The sequence below is a fragment of the Lacticaseibacillus sp. 30 genome (genome assembly GCF_053819265.1).
The window spans coordinates 21,682-38,871 of the sequence record NZ_JBSOQX010000025.1 but is presented as its reverse complement, the minus strand read 5'-3'; the positions used below and the strand labels follow the sequence as shown (position 1 = coordinate 38,871).

The 17,190-nt window shown below is 43.6% G+C and carries 11 protein-coding genes; 4 read left to right on the top strand and 7 right to left on the bottom strand.

Going from position 1 to position 17,190, the window contains the following annotated elements; translation table 11 throughout:
• The 4 genes from ACWPAB_RS13165 to ACWPAB_RS13150 all read left to right on the top strand — a co-directional run.
• The coding region (locus ACWPAB_RS13165) for a BglG family transcription antiterminator (protein ID WP_016381920.1) at positions 1-562 on the top strand (562 nt) is incomplete at its 5' end.
• Positions 563-682: 120 nt separating this feature from the next.
• Positions 683-2,587: a beta-glucoside-specific PTS transporter subunit IIABC gene (locus ACWPAB_RS13160; RefSeq protein ID WP_016367991.1), complete on the top strand. Its 1,905-nt coding sequence runs from the start codon at positions 683-685 to the stop codon at positions 2,585-2,587.
• 26 nt (positions 2,588-2,613) lie between these two features.
• Positions 2,614-4,044, top strand: a complete 1,431-nt coding sequence (locus tag ACWPAB_RS13155) for a 6-phospho-beta-glucosidase (protein WP_003586114.1) — start codon at positions 2,614-2,616, stop codon at positions 4,042-4,044.
• Positions 4,045-4,625: 581 nt separating this feature from the next.
• Positions 4,626-10,577: an MBG domain-containing protein gene (locus ACWPAB_RS13150; RefSeq protein ID WP_016381919.1), complete on the top strand. Its 5,952-nt coding sequence runs from the start codon at positions 4,626-4,628 to the stop codon at positions 10,575-10,577.
• A gap of 155 nt (positions 10,578-10,732) precedes the next feature.
• On the opposite strand, the gene ACWPAB_RS13145 is transcribed toward ACWPAB_RS13150, so the two are convergent.
• The 7 genes from ACWPAB_RS13145 to nagB all read right to left on the bottom strand — a co-directional run bounded on the left by ACWPAB_RS13145 (position 10,733) and on the right by nagB (position 16,808).
• A complete protein-coding gene (locus ACWPAB_RS13145; RefSeq protein WP_003586111.1) occupies positions 10,733-11,923 on the bottom strand; it encodes an ABC transporter permease in 1,191 nt (396 codons plus the stop codon).
• Positions 11,910-12,599 carry an ABC transporter ATP-binding protein gene (locus ACWPAB_RS13140; RefSeq protein WP_003577163.1) on the bottom strand — a complete coding sequence of 230 codons (690 nt, stop codon included), beginning with the start codon at positions 12,597-12,599 and terminating at the stop codon, positions 11,910-11,912. The genes ACWPAB_RS13145 and ACWPAB_RS13140 overlap by 14 nt, the downstream gene beginning before the upstream one ends.
• Positions 12,592-13,656, bottom strand: coding sequence for an efflux RND transporter periplasmic adaptor subunit (locus ACWPAB_RS13135; protein WP_003586108.1), 1,065 nt, complete (start codon positions 13,654-13,656; stop codon positions 12,592-12,594). Before ACWPAB_RS13135 ends, ACWPAB_RS13140 begins: the two co-directional genes overlap by 8 nt.
• A 569-nt stretch (positions 13,657-14,225) precedes the next feature.
• Positions 14,226-14,402 (bottom strand): hypothetical protein, encoded by a 177-nt coding sequence (locus tag ACWPAB_RS13130; RefSeq protein ID WP_003577160.1) that lies wholly within the window; start codon positions 14,400-14,402, stop codon positions 14,226-14,228.
• Between the two features lie 10 nt (positions 14,403-14,412).
• Positions 14,413-14,673 (bottom strand): hypothetical protein, encoded by a 261-nt coding sequence (locus ACWPAB_RS13125; RefSeq protein WP_003568398.1) that lies wholly within the window; start codon positions 14,671-14,673, stop codon positions 14,413-14,415.
• Positions 14,674-15,015: 342 nt separating this feature from the next.
• Positions 15,016-15,801, bottom strand: a complete 786-nt coding sequence (locus ACWPAB_RS13120) for a Cof-type HAD-IIB family hydrolase (protein WP_003568396.1) — start codon at positions 15,799-15,801, stop codon at positions 15,016-15,018.
• 296 nt (positions 15,802-16,097) lie between these two features.
• Entirely contained in the window at positions 16,098-16,808 is a 711-nt protein-coding gene (nagB, locus tag ACWPAB_RS13115; protein ID WP_003571992.1) for a glucosamine-6-phosphate deaminase, read from the bottom strand.
• Positions 16,809-17,190: the final 382 nt, after the last annotated feature.

The window sequence follows — 17,190 nt, the reverse complement described above, 5'->3', positions numbered from 1 at the left end:
AACTAGTATCTTATTAACACTGTCCGATCATATTAGTTTTATGCTTCAACGTGCCCGTCAGAACGCATTTTTTAATGCCCCATTGGAATGGGACATCAAGATGCTTTATCCCAGTGAGTATGAGTACTCCCTGAAGGCTGTTGAATTAATGCGAGAGCGAACTGGAATAAAAATTCCAGATCAAGAAGCCGCCTTTATTGCGCTACATTTCATCAACTCACATTATGATAATCGTGACATGCAGGAAACTGTATTTATTACAAAAGTCATTCAGAACGTTTTGAATATTGCGTCTTACCATTATGGCAGACCGTTTGATAGATCATCTTATAACTTTTCTAGGTTTGTAACGCATATGAGATACTTTGTTCGTCGACAGGTGCGAGGTGAAGATTTAAGCGCTGATTCTTCTATTTTGGGCGCCGTCTCAAAAAAATATATTAACGATTATCAGTGTGCTCTTAAAATAAAGTCATTTCTTGAAAAAGAATATAAATGGCAATTGAGTTCCAGTGAAGTCTTGTACTTAACTCTCTACCTGAATCGCTTATCTACTAACTGAATAAGCAAAAAAAATGACATAGGATCGTGACTTGTAACAAAGGCGAAACCTAGCATTTAGTAGAAGTAGTTTAACTACGTACTGCTATATTGCTAGGTTTTTCTTTTTAGGAGGTAAATTATGATAAAAGATGATGCAGTAAATATTCTACGTTTGGTTGGTGGTAAAAAGAATGTCACAAACTTAGTGCACTGCGCCACGAGATTACGTTTTGTACTGAAAGACGAATCAAAAGCAGATAAGGAAAACTTGGAGAAATTGCCTTCTGTATTACAGGTAGTTCAAAGCGGTGGCCAGTACCAGGTGGTTATTGGGCCACAAGTATCTGACTTTTACGATGCGATTATACCTTTGCTTGACACATCAGAAAGCACAAAAAATGACGAGATAGGTCAAGGTAAACGTAAACAATTTTCATTTATTCAAGTGATTTCTGGGGCATTCACGCCTTTAATACCTATACTTGCCGGAGCTGGTATGATGAAAGCTTTTATTACAGTTTTGACAACGGTCGGCTGGTTGTCTGAAAAATCTTCAATGTATGCAGTCTTATCAGCAGCAGGGAATAGTGTCTTTTACTTTTTACCAATATTTTTGGGTGTCACCTTATCTAGGCAATTCAAAGCAGACCCATTTGTCGGTGGGGCATTGGGTGCTGCACTATTAGAACCGAATTTTACTGCTCTGATTGGTAAAAAAGGCCTAAGTTTATTAAGTATTAATCTAACCGCAATTGATTATGCGACAACGGTTTTTCCGATCTTTGTGCTTGCTATTGTTTATGGCATGTTTAATCGAGTACTCAAGAAGGTTATTCCCCAGCAATTACAACTATTTCTAAATCCCATGATCTCACTAATTGTTTTATTTCCATTAGCAGTATTGGCATTTGGTCCATTTGGAACGATTGTTGGCAACTGGATATCAGCATTTGTTATGTGGTTGTTTAGTGTCAGTCGTATTCTTGCAGGAATTGTGTTAGGGGCCGTCTATCCATTCTTAACCATTTTGGGTCTTCATTGGGGATTTACACCCATCACGTTACAAAATCTCAAACTATATGGCGGAGACGTAATAGAAGGCGTGGCGATGTGTGCTGTATACACACAAATCGGTATCGCCATTGGCGCATTTCTGAGGGCACGAAAAAACTCAAAAATGCGAGAATTGGCAGGACCAACTATTATTACTGGGTTTTTAGCTGGCGTCACTGAGCCAATCTTGTATGGCATCATTATTCGTTCAAAACGTATGTTGGCAATTGTTGCTATTGCGGGAGGCATCAGTGGAGCAATTAATGCTTCATTTAATGTCATGATGACGTCATATGTTTTTCACAATGTTTTTTCATTAGCTATGATGAGCTACAAACCGATGCCATTTACACTTTTAGGTATTTCGGTTGCAGTGCTCGTCGGTGCAACACTCACTTATTTCTTTGGTGTTAGCAAAGAAGATGGTGATTATCTGGTCCCTGAAGACGCAGCATTAGAAAAAAACGCACTAAACAAAAATAGTAATATTTCAGAACTAAAAACCTCACCTTCAATCGTTCATACAAAACCTCAGGACAAAACATTGGTGATTGCACCGATAACTGGAAATATTATTCCTTTGAGCAAGGTAGACGATGAAGTATTTGCCAGTGGTAGCGTTGGTGAAGGAATTGCGATAGAACCTTCTACAGGTATAGTAAGAGCACCGTTTAATGCCGAAGTTATCGCGGTATTCCCTACGAAACATGCTATAGGACTTAGAAGCGATTCTGGAGTAGAGATCTTGATTCATATTGGACTCGACACTGTTAGCCTTAATGGGCAACACTTCAAAGTCGATATAAAAAAAGGTGACCATGTTGTGCAAAATCAAGAACTAATTGAATTTGATATAAAGGCCATTAAAGACGCCGGCTATTCATTACAGTCCCCTGTTTTAATTACAAATTTCAAGGAACATAAAGTAGAAATTAATGACGATATTGGACTTAAAGTTAATTCCAATGATCAGATAATGACTGTTAACTAAAGGTGTTTGAAAAAGTGGAGGGAAATATGAATAAAGATTTTTTATGGGGTGGTGCAGTTGCTGCTCATCAGGTTGAAGGTGCTTATTTAGATGGCCAAAAAGGGTTAAGCATTGCCGATGTCATGACATCTGGTACGTCAGATCAAGCGCGAAAAATCACTGCTGGCATAAAAGATGGCGAGTATTATCCAAATCATAATGCGATCGATTTTTATCATCACTACGAAGAAGATATTAAACTATTTGCTGAAATGGGTTTTAAATGTTTTAGAACGTCAATTGCTTGGTCGCGACTATTTCCAGAAGGTGACGAAGAAGTACCGAATGAAGAAGGCCTAAAGTTTTATGATGATCTAATAGACACCTTGATTAAATACAATATTCAGCCAATTATAACATTGTCACATTTTGAAATGCCTTACGCATTGGTAGTCAAGTATGGTGGGTGGCGTAATCGACAAATGATTGGTTTTTTCACAAAATTTGCAACTACGTGTTTTGAACGATATCACAGTAAAGTAAAATATTGGCTGACATTTAATGAAATTAATAATCAATCATTGACGGAAAATCCAATTTTTGCATTTACTAATTCCGGTTTGAAATTTAAGGAAGGTGAAGATCGTGAGCAATTAGTTTATCAAGCGTCACATTATGAATTTGTGGCGTCAGCCCTAGCCGTAAAAGAGGGCCATGAAATAGATCCGCAACTTATGATTGGATGCATGGTTGCAGCTTCTCCATACTACCCTAATACGCCAAACCCAGATGATTTGTTAAAGGCACAATGGATGAATAGGACCCAATATTTCTATTCAGATGTTCAGTGTCGGGGTTTTTACCCAGAGTATATGATCAAGCACTGGGAACGGAAGGGTTATTCGATTGATATAACCCAAAGCGACTTGAGCATTTTAAAAGAAGGGGTAGTTGACTATATTGGTTTTAGTTATTATCTTTCGAGTACAGTAAGTGCAAATTCGAAATTGAAACGAATTGGTAGTGGAAATGCCTCTGGATCCGATACGGTTGAGAACCCATACCTTACGCGAAGTCAATGGGGATGGACAATAGATCCACAAGGGCTACGTTATTACATCAATGAAATGTATGATCGATATCATTTGCCACTATTCATCGTTGAGAATGGACTTGGAGCAGAAGATGGCACTGATTCTGATGGTGAAATACATGATCAATATCGTATTAATTACTTACGAGACCATATTATTGAAATGAAAAAAGCAATTGATGTAGACGGCAATGATGTAATGGGTTACACAGTTTGGGGTTGTATTGATCCTGTTTCATTCACAACTGGCCAAATGTCGAAACGTTACGGCATGATCTACGTTGATGTTAATGATAAGGGAGAAGGAACTTTACAAAGAAAGAAGAAGGACTCCTTCGCATGGTACAAACGAGTTATAAGTTCAAATGGAGAAGTATTAAATTAGCAAATATAGATCGCAAAAATAATCTACATGTTTGATCATAAAGCTTGATCCATATTTAGAATATAGATAATCCGCTCCAAATTTAAAAATTAACGATATAATAATGATAACATTTGAAGATAAATGTAGTCAAAAACGTACCGTGAACGAGTTGATGTAGGCATGGTCAGCAGTTGATTTGGAATTTTTACGTATAACTGTCAGTATCATCTATCCGAATTGCTAAGTTGAACTTGTTCTAAGAAAAATAACTATCATAAACCGCGGCGTTGTTTTTAGACGTTGCGGTTTTTTGTTGTGATTGGTAGCCAATTTTGTGGGCAAAGACAAGGATGAGCCACACCTTAAAAAGAACAATTAGATACGGGGAGTTTGGTTTTTGAGTGTTCCGATTTCCTCTCAATAAATAGAAAATTATTTTCTGAAAATTGGATACAAATTTTTCCGTTTTTTTAATAAAATCAGTTATATAATGAAAAACAGATTCTACACGCTTACTGTTTCCAAGTGAATCATCGTATCTGAGATGGTTCGTTAAGCGTCGTGACGGGAATCGCTATTAACATGGCTGTAGGAGGATCATGATCTTGAAACTAGATTCTAAACGGATTCAATTGGCTCGACAGGCGGAACAGACGGTTCATGTCCGTTTTCGGATGTATAAAGCAAAAAAGCGGTGGCTTATTGCCGGTGCTGCTTTACTGTTTATACCGGCCTTTTTTCAACCAGGTCATGAAGTTAAGGCGGATACAAGCTTGCCACAGACACAAGTAACGGCAACGTCACAGGCAGCGGAGCCAGCGACATCTCAAAGTGCGGTGACTAGTGATCAAGCGACAACATCAAGCAATGCTGTGAATGCTACTAACTCCGGCGAGGCTGTCAAGGCTTCATCTGCGGCGAGCGCGGCTAGCAGTCAAACATCCAGTTCATCAGCAGCGCAAACACTTACGAGTCAGGCGACTGCCCCTGAACAGACAACTGATGCGTCACAGGTAGCCTCAGCAACCTCGGCACAGGTAGTCTCGGGGTCTGGAGCGGCTCAATCAGCCGCGGCTGCAGACCAAGCTGCTACACAGGCTGCCACTGCTAGTGAAACAGCAGCATCTTCAGCCGCGAACAGCCAAGCTTCCAGTGCACAGCAGTCGGCCAGTAGTCAAGCCCAACCGGTTGCGACAGCTGCTGCTCAACCTACAGTAACAGCCAATACCACGACCACTGACGCAACGGTTGACGGTTTAACTTACAGTTTTGATGAGACAACCAAAACGGCAACCGTTACGGGTCATGACTCTGGTGCAACGCTTACCGACATTAATATTGGGCCAACTGTCTCGTATAATGGTCAAGCTTATACGGTGACTGCGATTCAGGATGTTGCATTCTTTAACTTGAGTAATTTGACTAGCTTACATGTTGCCTCTACGGTCACGACAATTGGTGCTTCAGCCTTTGCCTATAGTAAATTCACTGGTGGGATCACCGTCGATAATGCGGCTGTTATTGATAAAGAGGCTTTTGCCGGTGTCAATGCGAGTGCGATTACATTGAACGGTGCAGGGAACATTGGTGAGTCGTCTTTTGCCTATGCCACGATTACTGGTGCGGTCAGTGTCGCAGGTCCGGCAACAATCGGTCAAAATGCTTTTTATGGGCTTAAGGCCGAGTCGCTGACGTTGGATGATGAAGTTGCTAATATTGGCGAAGCGGCGTTTGCCTACGAAACCATTAATGACACGATTAATGTGGCAGGATCAGCGACGATCGGTAAGAATGCCTTTTACGGTACTAAGGCTACATCGCTGACGCTGGGCGGCAAGGCAACAACGCTTGCTGAAACTGCTTTTGGCTATGCACGCATTACGAATGTGACCGTCGATGCAGCAACGATTAGCAACCAAGCCTTCTTCCATCTCTTCACGGATAATCTGACGTTTGGTCCTGATGTTCAGACGATTACAGGCGGCGCTTTTCAATTTATCCAAAACATGAAGGATCTGCCTGACATTAATGGTCAGGATAATCCTGGCAATCAAATTCCGACGCTGACAATACCGGCGAACATCAGCGTGATTGATGGATCGGCTTTTTATGGGTCAAAACTAGGAACGGTTGCAATCGCAGACAATAGTCGGCTGACAACATTGGGCTTTCAGGCATTCGCATTTTCCAGTGCGACGGCGATTAATTTACCAGACTCACTTGAACAAATTGGGGATCAAGCCTTTTACGGTGGACACCTCATCCAAGTAGCATTTGGTCCTAATCTCCAGACAATTGGTGATCTAGCTTTTACTGAGTTTGGACCGTTGCAAAATGTTGACTTCAGTCGGGCAACAGCGCTTGAGTCAATTGGTGACAGTGCTTTTGCCTATAATACGATTAACAATGCAATTGTGTTGCCACCAAATTTGAAGACAATTAAAAATGCAGCGTTTGTCGGCAACAAAATCCCGGCACTAACTTTAAATGACGGGTTACAGACAATTGGCGACAGTGCTTTTGGCTACAATAAGATTCAAAATGGTTTGGCTGTGCCGGATAGTGTCACCGCGATTGGCAAATATGCGTTTGTCTATAACTCAATTAGCAACTTAACTTTGGGGACAGGTCTGCAGACAATAGGCCAAGAGGCGTTTGAAGCAAACGTCATCTTAAATGCGCTCAATATCCCAGCGAGTGTGACTGCCATTGGTGCTAAAGCTTTTAATGCTAATTTGATTCCTGAGGTGGCGATTGCTGGGACACCGACAATTGATCAAGAGGCGTTTTCCAATAACCGGATCACAATTTTGCATGCCGCGACGGCTGTACCGACAACTCCGGATGCTCTAAATCAAAATGCCGACGCCTACACGGATTCTGCTCATGTTAGTTTGCGTGATCTATTTAGTGTGGCGATTTCTGGTGTTAGTCAGGATCAAATTGTGGTTTCGAATATTCAGGGAACCGGCGTGGCCTTTAATACCGCGACAAAATCCTTTACGATGCCTGCGGGAACTGAACAATTCAGTTTTAATTGGTCATTGAAGGCAGCAGATGGCACAACTTACACTGGTCTTTACAAGGTTCATCTGGATGATCCTGTTATCCGTGCCCATGACATTAACCTTTTCACGGGTCAGGTTTGGAAACCAGAACTGAACTTTGGCGGCGCCGTGAAAAAGGATGGCACTGAGGTTCCGCTTAGCGATCTGACTTGGACTGTAACGGACCAGAACGGGGCTGTGATCGCCTCTAAAGATAGAGACGGTGTTGTCACAGGCAGTGTACCTAGTGATCAGGTGACTTGGTATACAGTCACTTACGCGTATGGGGCTGAAAGTGGCTCAGCTAAAATTTTTTATAATCAACGGCTGGCGGCGTCATATTCGTTGACTGGTACTCAAACGGCAACTGCGACGGGTCAACCGATTACGGTGGATCTGACGGCCTTTTCTCTGAGTCTTTGGGATGGCTTCAATGCTGGTGCTTTACAACTGAGTGACCTTAATTTTTTTGATGCATCTGGCAACCAGATTGCTGCTGATGCATTGGCGAAAACGGGTGTCTACCGTGTTGAACTTTCAAAGGCGGCATGGGCGCGGATTGCTGAACTGACAAATGATGCTGGTGAGTCAGCGGCTAACTATAATTTTACCGGTACGAGTACGGCACAACTTATCATCGGTCGCACAGCTACAGGTCAGTTGAATAATAGTGGGTTCACTTATGATGGCACGACATTGGCCAGTCAGGCGCCAAAACTGGTTCTTAATGTGACTTTGAGTGATGGCTCACAGCAAGCCATTGATTTGACTTCGACAGATATTTCACTTGTTGAAGCAGACTCACCAGATGTAGGTACGTATCGATATCTTCTTAATGGTAGTGGATTGACACGTATTCAAGCGATTTTGGGTGATGAAGTCACGATTGATCAGACAGATATCAATACTCACCCAGGGGTTATCACGATCACACCTGCTACTGCAACTGCAACTGTTAATGGGACACAATTTGTATATGATGGCAAAACGACTGCTAGTCAGGCTTCAGGATTGCAGTTAACATTAACGGCCGGTTCTGGCACGACAGTTGTTGATCTTAGCTCGACTGATATTGTGGTGGGATCGGACAGCGTCAATGTTGGTGATTATCAATATCAACTGAGTCAGAGTGGTGTAGCGAAAGTCGAGCAGGCGTTGAATGCCAATTATCAGTTGCCAAGTGACTTGCTGGGCAGCTTAACAGGCACGATTACGATTGCACCAGCACAAGGCACTGCGGAGTTGCTTGATGACTCATTTATTTATGACGGGAAGACGAAGGCAAGTCAGGCACAAGGTTTGACCGGCGATGTCACAATTGGCAGTGCAACGGTGCCGGTAACCTTGACGTCCGCCGACATTGCTGTTGGCAATGACGGTGTGAATGTTGGGAGTTACCAGTACACGCTGACCGCCACCGGTATTGCAAAACTACAACAGGCGGCTGGCAGCAATTATCAGCTAAACGCTGACGACTTAGCAAAATTGATTGGTACAATCACGATTACGCCTGCAGCAAGCACCGCAACTCTGACCAATACTTCGTTTGTTTATGATGGGAAGACGAAAGCCGGTCAGGCACAAGGCTTGACTGCAAACGTCACAGTTGGCAGTGCAACGGTGCCAGTAACCTTGACGTCAGTTGACTTTGTTGTTGCCAATGATGGTGTGAATGTTGGAAGTTATCAGTACAGCCTTACAAACACCGGTATCGCAAAGCTACAACAGGCAGTCGGCAGCAACTATCAGTTAGACGCTTCTGAACTGGCAAAACTGACTGGCACGATCACGATTACGCCAGCTGAAGGTGCCGTAAATCTCAGTGACACATCGTTTGTTTATGATGGGAAGACGAAGGCAAGTCAGGCACAAGGCTTGACTGCAAACGTCACAGTTGGCAATGAGACGGTGCCAGTAACCTTGACGTCAGTTGACTTTGTTGTTGCCAATGATGGTGTGAATGTTGGGAGTTACCAGTACACGCTGACCGCCACCGGTATAGCAAAACTACAACAGGCAGTCGGCAGCAACTATCAGTTAACAGTTTCAGAATTAGCAAAATTGACGGGCAACATTAACATTACACCGGCAACAACAACCGCTGATTTGAATGATGGTTCATTTATGTATGATGGCCAAACAAAGGCGAGTCAGGCTCAAGGGTTAACAGCAGTGGTTAAGCTTGGCGACGATACAACATCAATTAAGTTAGACGCTTCAGATATCGTGGTTGCTGATGATGGTGTCAATGTTGGCAGTTACCACTACCGGCTAAGTACTGACGCCATCACGAAACTTCAACAAATAGCTGGACCAAATTATCAATTGAAAGCAGATGATCTAGTAGCATTAATGGGTATTATTACGATCACCCCGGCTGAAGGAACTGCAACGGTAAATGATACGACATTTGTTTATGATGGTCGTACAAAGGCAAGTGAAGCGTCAGGTCTCAATGGCGTCGTTTACCTCTCGCGCGGGACTGCTAGGCTAACTGTTGCATTGACGACGCAGGACATTGTTGTTGACGGCGATAACACGACAACTGGCACGTATCATTATCATCTTAGTCATTCAGGAATAGCGAAGTTGAAAGCAGCAGCCGGCACCAACTATGCACTTAATGAAACCGATTTGAACGCATTGACCGGCACGATCACCATCACGCCACTGACAGTCGTGGCCACCGTTAATAATGGTCATTTCCAGTATGACGGGGTTACCCGAGCAAGCCAAGCTAGTGGATTACTGGTAACAGTTCAACTACCAACTGGTGCACAAACAGTCGCCTTAACGAATGCAGATATAGATGTTGCCAATGATAGCGTTAATGTTGGCACCTACACGTATCGATTAAGTGCTAGTGGCATTGCTAAAGTGCTGGTTGCACTTGGTCCTAATTATCAAATTAACGACACAACAATGAATGGTACCATTACGATCACACCCGCGGTTTTGTCAGGACAGCTCAGCGGCATGCAGCAAAAAATCTATGATGGCCAACCTGGAGAACTGAATGCTCAACATTTCGAATTGATTTTTACGGATGGTAGTCACATCATACTTGAAGACAGTGACTTGGCTTTTGCTGATGGTATTGCCCCAATTGTTGTTGGTCGTTACGCCGTGACACTTAGCGCAGGCGGCCTCAAGCGTATCCAAGCGTTGCTGCCAAATTATCTGCTTGAAAATGTCGATACCCAGCAAGCGGTCTTTGAAATCGTTGCGAAATCAGGGCCGCTTCCTGATACAGGTACTGGTACAGATACCGGTACTGGCACAAGTACCGGTACGAGTACTGGTCATGAGACAGGCAAAGTGCCGAGTGTTACTGGTCGACCTAGTCAGTCAATTAATCAGCAAACACCTGTGAAAACGACTCATCAGCTACCGCAAACAGGTGATACATCGGCGAATGATTTGTCTATTGTTGGGCTGATCTTGACTAGCATAGCGAGCTTGTTTGGGTTAGCAGGGGTTCGCAATAAGAAGCGCTCTGAATGATGCCTGCAGCAATGACGGCTTTTGGCTAAAAGCAGTAGCAGTAATAGCGTATAAAAAACGGTTAGATCTCGCAGATCTAACCGTTTTTTCGTTGGTTCAAGAACTTTCAATGTAGAAATAGAAAGCTGCATGCTGCCATTTGGATGGGAGCATTTTTATGATTTCAGAATATCGATCAGGTTCTTATTGGCAGCACTTTTAGCTGGCAGGATGCCAAAAACAATGCCGACAATGCTGGAAATTGCAAAGGTCCCGATGATGGAACCAAGCGTTATGACGGGCTTAAATGGCAAGAATGCTGTGATCATCCAGGCAATCAAGCCACCGAGAACAAGACCCACAACGCCGCCGGTTAATGTCAGCATGACTGACTCTAACAGAAACTGTTTCATAATTTCTGCCGGGGTAGCGCCAACGGCCATTCTGATGCCAATTTCCTGTGAACGTTCGGAGGCGGAAATGTACATCATGTTCATGACACCGACACCTGCGATCAGTAGCGAAATACCCGCAATGGCCCCGACGAACAACGTTAACCCGCTGATCACATTACCGATGCCTTTTAGTAATTCACCATAATCAAAATATTGGTACGAGCCATTGCGGCGTTCAGTACCAGATTTCTTCAACTGACGAACGATGGCGTTTGCCAACTGGGAAATGTCACTGCCACGTTGGAAGGTGATGGCCAATTTTTGCCCTCCTGGGTTTAACTGGCCAGCGGTATAAGCCTTTTCAGGAATTAAAACGTCAACATCTAAAGCTGAATAGGACTCTTTAGGCGTGTTGAAAATACCAACAATGTTGTAGCTTCGCTTCCCGATAAAAATGGATGATGTCAGTGCTGCTGCGTTGCCATGAAAGACTTTTTTAGCTAACTTCTTGGATAAAAGGACATCATGACCGTCTGTTTGTAAGGAATCGGTAGTTAATTTGTTTCCAGCAGCAAGTTGCACTTTAGGCATGGATGTAACAAGTGTGGCAGATAGCATCGTATCTTGATTGGCTAACTGACCATTCAGTTGTAGGCGTTCTTTTTCATGTTTGATAGTCACTTTTTTGATTTTGTCTGGAGCGGTTTGATAGGCGAGATCCACATCATCTTCCTTAAAACCAGCCGTGGAGGCAGTGCTACTTTCAGGAAGGAAGGTGATTTCAGCCGTTTGTTGGCCAGATTGATCAGTTTGCAAATTTTTGAGTGTGGCAGCTTTGATACCGTTACCGAGTGCCATGATGGTTACAACAGAAGTGATACCGATGACAATGCCAAGCATGGTTAGGAGGCTGCGGCGTTTGTTAGCAGTTAGCGCACGGAAGGAAATTCGAATTAATTCAGTTATTCGCATGGCTAACCTCCGTGTCACTGATGATCTGTCCGTCTAATACTTTAATCATGCGATCACTTTGTAGCGCCACGTGTTCATCATGCGTCACCATAATGATGGTCACGCCTTGTTGATGGAGTGTTTTAAAGAGTCGCATGATCTCTGCCGAAGTATGGCTGTCTAAGGCGCCGGTCGGTTCATCGGCAATTAGGAATTGCGGTGAATTTGCAAGGGCACGAGCGATTGCCACCCGCTGCTGCTGACCGCCAGATAAATTGCGCGGTAATTTCGTTTCGACATCGACTAGGCCAACAGAATGCAGCAACTCAGTGATTTTTTCTTTAACATCACTTCGTCGATTGCCACCATAACTCAGAGGAATAAGGACATTTTCAAAAATGTTCAAGTTATTGATTAGGCTGAAATTTTGAAAGACAAAGCCGACATGCTGATTTCGCATTTTTGACGCAGTGGCGCGATTAAAGGCGGCGACATTTTCGTTTTGAAAAAGGTAGTCGCCCTCAAAAGCTGTATCAAGGAAGCCAATAATATTGATTAATGTGGTTTTGCCAGAGCCAGACGGGCCCATAATTGCGACGAACTCGCCTTCATCAATGTGTAAGTTGATGTCTTTAAGCACTGGGAAGGCTGTGTCGCCTTGCAGATAGCTTTTGTTGACATGCCGTAAATCAATCATCAACGTTCACCTTCGCCCCGTCTTTGATTGTTTTGTCGGGTTTTTGAAGAATGCGGTCGCCGCTGCTGAGGCCATCTGAGACTTCATACATATCGTCTTTTGCCACATAGGTTACTTTAGTTCGGATGGCGCGTTTATTGACGATTTTGAAAACGGCCCCGTCCTTAACCGCTTCTTTGGGAATTAACAAACCGCTTAGGGGAATCGTGATGGTGATGGATTGGCCGTTTAAAAAGCCGTCACGTAATTTCGTCGTGAGTTCATACTTGGCGAGATTCGGCTTGCTGGATTTAGCCGGATCACTGCTAATAAAATTGATGTCTGTCGCTTGCTTTGTTTTGCTTGCCAGCGCCTGTACGGTTGCAGATTGACCGATTTTAACACTTGAATAATCAAATTCGGAGACCTCACCAACGGCTTCAACTTCAGCCGAGGTTTCCGTGATGGTCTGACTGCCATTTGCTTGATAGTCAATGTACAGCCGACCTGCAAAGGGAGCCTTAACCACCGTATTCAGACTTTGCTTTAATTTAGCGATATCCTGATTCGATTGGGTGATGGCATCAGCCGAATCTTGGCGATTATTCTGCGCCTCATCAAGTTGTGTCTGCAAGGCGGACTTCTGTGGATCATCGGCGGCGGTCTTACTCAAAGTAGCTTTGATTTGGCTGATTTGCTGATCAAGTGTGGCTTGACTGCGTTGTTGTTTTTCAAGCGCACGTGAAGCTTCATCAATTTTTGCTTGTACGTCAGGCTTGTAAACCGTCAAAAGTTGTTGATCAAGCGTCACACTATCGCCATTTTTAACCGTCATGTTTTGGACGGTGCCTTCAGGAATGTCGATTTTTTGCGTACGTACGGCCTGTACCTGTCCCGGCACTCGTAACTCATGCTTCTTCACTTGGAAGATGGCTATCGTTGTCGGTGCGGGTGATGATGTCGGTTTTTTGGATGTGACTAGGAAAAAAACGGTGACGCCAATCATGGCTAATGCACCAATCCCAATGATCACCATGCGTTGCGAAATACGTTTACCCTTTGATCGTCCTTTATTCATACTTGCCCCTCCTGAAAGTGCTTCCCTAATCGCTTTGTTGGTGCAAGTATACGGATAGAATTGGATGACGTCCATTAATAAAAACGCTATTTGGCGGAAAAGTGTCCTTATTTTGACAGGCTTAAAATTGCTTCAATTCGCGGGTATTCGGATTCTAATACATCAAAATGGTCAATTTTGCGACAAATGCGATGTTGAATTTTAACATCTTGGGTCGTCTTCAAGGAATTTGAATGCTGTATTTTGCGCGTTTTATTTGCTAAAGGGTGTTGCATAAAGAGGGAGGGCATCAGCCAAGTCATTTAATTTTGAAGAAAAGTAGTGATCAATGGCATCAACTGCGAAGGCCAATCATCCGATGCCAAAAATAAAATCCATTATATTGCGGTTCTTGGGTCATATTAGACGAGAAGAAGGCCTTTTGTTCCACGTGGAACCAAACGAAAAGGCCGCTTTATAACGCAAAGCGACCAACTATATAGTGAATAATAATTTTTTAAATCCTGCAACATGTTGAAAGCTCAAGTGTGCCAGCCTCAGAACAGACTTGGCTGTTTTACCAAGTTGCCTCATCTAACTGTTAGCAGGCTAATACCAACGCCCAGTAAGACCACGGCGACAACCGATTGAACACCGAGTTGCCAAGGTTTAAAATTTTTAGCGCGCCATTCTGCAAAAATGACGAGCAGTGTTACCAGCAAAGCAACAACGACCATGATCAGAAGCTGAATAACCAGACTATCCATGTGTACACCTCTAAACCTCTAAGTCGAAATACGGGTTGATCTTCTTTTGAATGTTGTGAATCTGAATCAAGTCGATCTGTGGGAAGAGTCGATAGATGAATCCGGCAAAGTTATCACGGTGATATTTGTAATTCATCCGGGCCATCCGATGCTGCCGATTTTCGTCGGTAATCTCCCAGACTTCTAAATTATAATCCGCATTTTTGACGATACTGATATAAGTATGTTGATTGATCCAAACCACCGGATGCATTGTCGATTGTTCTAACATGAGAGACCCCTCCATCAGCAGATTTTGCGCTGTTGTACGATTATTGATCGGTGTTTCGACCACGCCCAAATAACGCACAGCATGCTTTGAGTATAGCAGAAAATTTGCGCTGCCGCGGTCTTGACTTTAATTGGCCAACACGGTATAGCAAGTGTTACAAACCTTAATATGACAGTGTTTTTGCACCTAAAATTAAATTTTTAAGTTCACAGTTCACACTTATTATTATGGGAACATATGTTTGCAAAGTCAACCGAAATTTAGCGGAAAATGCTGATGGATAAGCGCCATAAAAAAAGCACACCAATAGGCTAATATTGATGTGTTTTTACGCATTAAAAATTAAATCAAGTTAAAATGTGCAAGTGCATTTGGAATACCGTTTTCGCGATAATCGTCCGTTTGATAATCCGCAACAGCCGCAACTTTTGGATAAGCGTTCCCCATCGCAATTCCGGTGTCAGCTGCTTGCAACAACGGAATGTCATTATAACCGTCGCCAAATGCGTAAGTTGGCAGACCACGTAAGGATGGCTGATTTAACAGGATGGCCATGCCACTGCCTTTGGAAATGCCATGATTGACAACATCAAACGTATAATGCGAGTTGCGGTAGAACGTCATTTCTGGGAAATCTTGGATGAATTGTTTCCCAATCTGGTCACCTGCATCGGTCCATGGTACAAACATTAACATCATACAGATTGCTTCATGCTCGTAGAAAGATGGCTTGACCGGCGGCGGTGTTTGCCGCACCTGCGCATAGTTATCGGTGGTGAGCTGATTATGGCCGGTCAGCGCCGATGCTTCACTGTTGTACATGGCAACCTGAATGTCTTGTGCTGCACTCGTATTGAGAAAACGGGTGAGTTGCGGCTCGCCAATCACACTTTGAAAAATGTGATCGCCGTCAAGAAAAATGTCACCACCATTAGCAGCAATTGCACTGCGGACCCCAGTTGCTGCCATAATGTCAGCCAGTTCGTAGTAATTTCTGCCAGTCGCAATGACCGGCAGAATCTGGTTGGCTTCAAGGGCTTTGAGCGCAGCAACATTTTCGGGTGGCACCTGTTTGTCATCATTGAGCAGCGTTTGATCTAAATCAAAAAAAACGACAGCTTTGTACATAATTTCCTCCGTTACTAAATGTTGTGATGGCCTCATTCTACCATGGAATACGCACGGCAGAGGGCAAAAAATCGAAACGCTTACAGGAAAAGACGGATACTACTGGGGTGAAAGGGATTCACACGCTTGTCAGCCCGGAAACCTGCTTGCAAGGAGCGCGGGGTCATGACCAAAACCCGGTCATCACAGCCAAGGCTGCTTACACGCCGTTTTCTAAATGGGTTAGCCACACTTCCATAAAAAAACAGGCCGATGAGCATCGGCCTGTTTCATCTCAGCTGATTGAAAGAAATAGCTTATTTCTTGCTCAGCTTGCTTGCAGCTGCTTTGTCCAAGATGACAACAACATCTGAATGCTTTTGCAGTGCGGACGCTGGCACATCGTTGGTGACAGGGCCTTCAATCATTTTTTTAACAGCATCTGCCTTGTTTTCGCCAAAGGCTAACAGCAAAATCTTCTTGCTCTTCAAGATTGAGCCGATCCCCATGGAGTAGGCGTAGCGAGGTACGTCATCTTCACTTGCAAAGAACCGGGCGTTAGCGTCAATGGTGCTTTGGGTCAGCGGTACTTTGCGGGTTTCTGCGTCAAATGGTGAACCGGGTTCGTTGAAGCCAATGTGACCGTTACGGCCAATGCCAAGTACTTGGATGTCGATCGGATGGTCTGCGATTACTTTGTTGTAACGCGTGGTTTCTTCTTCAGGATCCTTAGCCAAGCCGTTTGGAACAAAGGTTTCCTTGAATGGCTTTTTGTCGAAGAGGTTACTCTGCATGAAGTAACGGTAGCTCTGGTCATTGTCTGGAGCCAACCCAACATATTCATCCAAGTTAATGGAAGTCATGTTGCTGAAATCAACATCACTATTAACCATTGCTTTGTACATGGTGACTGGTGTGCTGCCGGTAGCCAAGCCGAGCACTTTGGCACCGTTATCCATACCTTGCTTGATCAAATCAAATGCGTACTTGCCTGCTTCTGTATCGTTATCAAAAATTTTTACATCCATCATTGATATCCCCCTATCTGGTCTAGTCCAATGTAGCATCAAAAAACCTCCATGTCAATAGTGGTCTATACCGTAATGCCGAAAATTTTGATTTTCTGTGTTTATGCTGAGTCGATAGGGCGTCAGGCACAACTGACATATAGTAGATAACAACATCAGATAACAGCGTCCTCAGTATGATGCGAGCAAAAAAGTAGACAGCGGTAGCGTTTTCCATAACTTGTGAAACAGTTAACGTACACTGTTATGGTTTTAAACCAGATGCTTTCCTTAGTAAACTGTTAGCTGGGGATTCAACCTGAATGTTTGGCACAGACAACTGTGCCAAAGAAGCTTTTGTCAGCGATTACATGAAGCGGTTACAATAATACTTGTAAATAAG

What these genes read in the sequence shown, in the direction of transcription:
- ACWPAB_RS13145 (WP_003586111.1), bottom strand. Translation starts at nt 11,923, where the DNA reads ATGCGAATAACTGAATTAATTCGAATTTCCTTCCGTGCGCTAACTGCT.
- ACWPAB_RS13140 (WP_003577163.1), bottom strand. Translation starts at nt 12,599, where the DNA reads ATGATTGATTTACGGCATGTCAACAAAAGCTATCTGCAAGGCGACACA.
- nagB (WP_003571992.1), bottom strand. Translation starts at nt 16,808, where the DNA reads ATGGATGTAAAAATTTTTGATAACGATACAGAAGCAGGCAAGTACGCA.
- ACWPAB_RS13150 (WP_016381919.1), top strand. Translation starts at nt 4,626, where the DNA reads ATGATCTTGAAACTAGATTCTAAACGGATTCAATTGGCTCGACAGGCG.
- ACWPAB_RS13155 (WP_003586114.1), top strand. Translation starts at nt 2,614, where the DNA reads ATGAATAAAGATTTTTTATGGGGTGGTGCAGTTGCTGCTCATCAGGTT.
- ACWPAB_RS13160 (WP_016367991.1), top strand. Translation starts at nt 683, where the DNA reads ATGATAAAAGATGATGCAGTAAATATTCTACGTTTGGTTGGTGGTAAA.
- ACWPAB_RS13120 (WP_003568396.1), bottom strand. Translation starts at nt 15,801, where the DNA reads ATGTACAAAGCTGTCGTTTTTTTTGATTTAGATCAAACGCTGCTCAAT.
- ACWPAB_RS13135 (WP_003586108.1), bottom strand. Translation starts at nt 13,656, where the DNA reads ATGAATAAAGGACGATCAAAGGGTAAACGTATTTCGCAACGCATGGTG.
- ACWPAB_RS13125 (WP_003568398.1), bottom strand. Translation starts at nt 14,673, where the DNA reads ATGTTAGAACAATCGACAATGCATCCGGTGGTTTGGATCAATCAACAT.
- ACWPAB_RS13130 (WP_003577160.1), bottom strand. Translation starts at nt 14,402, where the DNA reads ATGGATAGTCTGGTTATTCAGCTTCTGATCATGGTCGTTGTTGCTTTG.